General features: G+C 68.6%; 4 protein-coding genes. 3 read left to right on the forward strand and 1 reads right to left on the reverse strand.

Going from position 1 to position 3,169, the window contains the following annotated elements; translation table 11 throughout:
• On the reverse strand, positions 1-779 hold a 779-nt coding region (locus tag PHE40_RS08360; RefSeq protein ID WP_299960703.1), incomplete at its 3' end, for a cytosine deaminase.
• Here PHE40_RS08360 and PHE40_RS08365 point away from each other — a divergent pair.
• Genes PHE40_RS08365 through PHE40_RS08375 form a run of 3 tightly spaced genes read left to right on the forward strand, consistent with a single transcriptional unit; the run spans position 778 to position 3,118 of the window.
• Complete coding sequence (locus PHE40_RS08365; protein ID WP_299960705.1) at positions 778-1,269, forward strand: hypothetical protein; 492 nt, start codon at positions 778-780, stop codon at positions 1,267-1,269. The two genes, PHE40_RS08360 and PHE40_RS08365, sit on opposite strands and share 2 nt — an antisense overlap.
• Positions 1,266-2,294, forward strand: coding sequence for a quinone-dependent dihydroorotate dehydrogenase (locus PHE40_RS08370; protein WP_299960707.1), 1,029 nt, complete (start codon positions 1,266-1,268; stop codon positions 2,292-2,294). The genes PHE40_RS08365 and PHE40_RS08370 overlap by 4 nt, the downstream gene beginning before the upstream one ends.
• On the forward strand, positions 2,291-3,118 hold the full coding sequence (locus tag PHE40_RS08375) for a TIGR01459 family HAD-type hydrolase (protein WP_299960709.1): 828 nt from the start codon (positions 2,291-2,293) through the stop codon (positions 3,116-3,118). Before PHE40_RS08370 ends, PHE40_RS08375 begins: the two co-directional genes overlap by 4 nt.
• The last annotated feature ends 51 nt before the right edge of the window (positions 3,119-3,169 follow it).

The raw sequence follows: 3,169 nt of genomic DNA on the forward strand, positions 1-3,169 counted from the left end.
AGCGCAATGAGCTTGCTGGCGTAGTAATTATCCATGCTGTGCATCGAGGTCAGGTGCGAGCCCGCAACCCGCCCGGCCAGCCCGTGGCGCACCGTCTCGCCCGCCAGCACCTCGATGTGGCGCGAGAGCGGATCATCGCTCTCATCGCAATGCATATCCACCATCAGCCCGCGCTCGGCGGCGATGCGCACCAGCGCCTTCACGCTCAGCGCGCCATCCTGCATGGTCCGCTCGAAATGCGGAATCCCGCCCACCACATCAACACCCTTGTCCAGCGCGCGGTGCAGGTTTTCCTCCGATTTTCCATAGCGGTAAAAGCCATCCTGCGGAAACGCCACGAGCTGGATATCCAGATACGGCTTCATCTCCTCGCGCAACGCCACCAGCGCCTCCACCGCCAGCAGCCGGTCGTCGCAAATATCCACATGGCTGCGCATCGCCAGCGTGCCGCGCGCCATCGACCACAGGCAAAGCTGCTTCGCGCGCTCATAAATCGCCTCTTGCGTCAGCGACGGCTTCAGCTCGCCCCACAGCGCGATGCCCTCCAGCAGCGTGCCGGATTCGTTCATTCGCGGCATGCCGAGCGAGAGCGCGGAATCCAGATGCACATGGCTGTCGATGAAGGGCGGGCAAACCAGCCGCCCGCGCGCTGAAATCTCGCGCCCCGCCGTGGCCTCCAGCCCCGGCTCCACGGTGGCGATCCGCTCGCCCCGCACGCCGATATCCACATTCCGCCGTCCGTCCGCCAGATTGGCCCCGCGAATAATCAGATCGAGCATGTTGCATCTCCTTTTCCGGCAGCTTGGCCGGGTGCCGGTTGCCGTGCAAGCCGGGCGCCGTTACATCTGCATCATGCGTAAAATCTCCCTCCTGGCTCTGGCTGCTCTCACCGCCTGCTCCCTGCCAGGGCGGCAAAGCTTTGCGCCCGCGCCCCGCGCGGCGGACCCGGCTGCCATCGCCGCCGCCAGCGCCTTCGCCGGGCGTATCCCGCTGGTGAGCGTCGCCCCCGGCACCACCGATTTCGCCGCCCCCCTGGCCGGCGCCGTACGCCAGGCCCTCGCCATCAAGCCCGGTGCGGCGTTCGATGTCGAAGCGCAAGCCCCCGCCGCCGCCACGCCGGGCGCCAGCGCCGCCGCCCTCGCGCCGCTCACCCCGCTGGCCAGCGCCGTCGCGCAGTCCATCGCGGCGGATGGCGTCGCGCCTGACCATATCATGCTCACCGCGCGCACGGGCGGCACCGCGCCGCTCATCCTTGTCTACGTCAAATGAATCTCGCCGCCGCTCTCATGCCGGTGATGCGCCGGCTGGACCCCGAAACCGCGCATAACCTCTCTCTGCGCGCCCTGCGCCTGGGACTGGCGGGGCGCGATGCCACGCCCGATGACCCCATCCTCGCCACCCGCGCCTTTGGCTGCGTGTTGAAAAACCCTATCGGCCTCGCCGCCGGGTTTGACAAAAACGCCGCCGCCCTCACTGCGCTGGGGCGGCTTGGTTTCGGCTTCGTCGAGGCGGGCACCGTCACCCCGCGCCCGCAGCCCGGCAACCCGCGGCCCCGGCTGTTCCGGCTGGAGGAGGATGCCGCCGTCATCAACCGCATGGGCTTCAACAACGCGGGGCTTGAGGTTTTTCTCGCCAATCTGCGCCGCGCCGGGCGCACCACCGCCGCCGTGGGCGCCAATGTGGGCATCAACAAAGAGGGCGCGGACCCGGAGCGCGACTACCCGGCCCTGGTGAACGCGCTCTCCCCGCATGCCGACTACCTCACCATCAACATCTCCTCGCCCAACACCCCCGGCCTGCGCGATCTGCAATCCGAGGCGCGGCTCACCGCTATCCTCTCCGCCATCACGACGGACAAACCGGTGTTCGTGAAAATCGCGCCGGACCTCTCGCCCGAGGGGCTGGAGGCGGTGGTCGGCGTTGCCATGGCGCGCAACATCGCGGGGCTGATCATCTCCAATACCACGCTGGCCCGGCCCGATACGCTGCGCAGCCCGCGCAAGACCGAAACCGGCGGCCTCTCCGGCGCGCCGCTGTTTGGCCCCTCCACCGCCATGCTGGCGCGCGCGCACCAGCTTTGCGGCGGCAAGCTCACCCTCATCGGCGCCGGGGGCATTTCGGCACCCGAGCAGGCGCTCGCCAAAATTCTCGCGGGCGCCTCGCTGGTGCAGCTCTACACCGGCTTCGCCTATGGCGGCCCGGCGCTCATCCCGGCGCTCAAATCCGGCCTCGCCGCCCTGCTGCGCGCGCGCGGCTTCAGTTCTCTCGCCCAGGCGGTGGGGGCAGGGGCATGACCGGCTTTGGCGCGCTGGCGCAAAATTATGACGGTTTCATCGTCGACCTCTGGGGCGTGGTTCATGACGGGGTCAAACCCTATCCCGGCGTGCTGGACTGCCTCTCGCGCCTGCGCGGCGCGGGCAAAACCGTGGTCTTTCTCTCCAACGCCCCGCGCCGGCCGGATTTCATCGCCGCCACGCTGGGCGCCATGGGCATCGGCCCCTCGCTCTACACCGGCATCATGTCTAGCGGCGAGGCGGTGCATCTGGCCTTGCGTGACCGCACCGACGAGTTCGCTGCCCTGGGCAGCAAGCTCTACCACCTTGGCCCCGCGCGCGACCGCGGCGTGTTTGACACCCTGCCCCTCGAACAGGTGGACGACCCCGCCGCCGCTGATTTTTTGCTCAACACCGGGCCGGATGATGTGCTCGGTCCGCAGGACCCGGCGCTTTACGCACCGGTCCTGCAAGCCGCCCTGCGCGCGGGCATCCCCATGGTCTGCGCCAACCCTGATCTGGAGGTCGTGCGTGATGGTGTGCGGATCATCTGTGCCGGGCTGCTGGCCGAATATTACAAGGCCGATGGCGGCACCGTGATCCAGCGCGGCAAGCCGGACCCGGCGATCTATAAACCCACACTCGCCATGCTCGCCACCACGCCGGCGCGCACCCTGGCGATCGGCGATTCATTGCGGACGGACATCGCGGGCGCCAAGGCCGCGGGCATCGCCTCCTGCTGGGTGCTCTCGGGCATCCACGCCCTGCACCCGGATGCCGCGCCGCAGGAAGCCGCGCAGCTTGGCCTCGCCCCGGTCTCAATTCTTCCTGGTTTTAGCTGGTAAATCCGTTTCCGCCGCATCGGCCGTGGCGGGCAGGAGGTCAGGCTCCAGGCG

Source organism: Acidocella sp. (assembly GCF_028687955.1).
Taxonomy (GTDB): Bacteria; Pseudomonadota; Alphaproteobacteria; order Acetobacterales; family Acetobacteraceae; genus Acidocella.

Coding starts and splice junctions, on each gene's coding strand:
- PHE40_RS08375 (WP_299960709.1), top strand. CDS start 2,291: ATGACCGGCTTTGGCGCGCTGGCGCAAAATTATGACGGTTTCATCGTC.
- PHE40_RS08365 (WP_299960705.1), top strand. CDS start 778: ATGTTGCATCTCCTTTTCCGGCAGCTTGGCCGGGTGCCGGTTGCCGTG.
- PHE40_RS08370 (WP_299960707.1), top strand. CDS start 1,266: ATGAATCTCGCCGCCGCTCTCATGCCGGTGATGCGCCGGCTGGACCCC.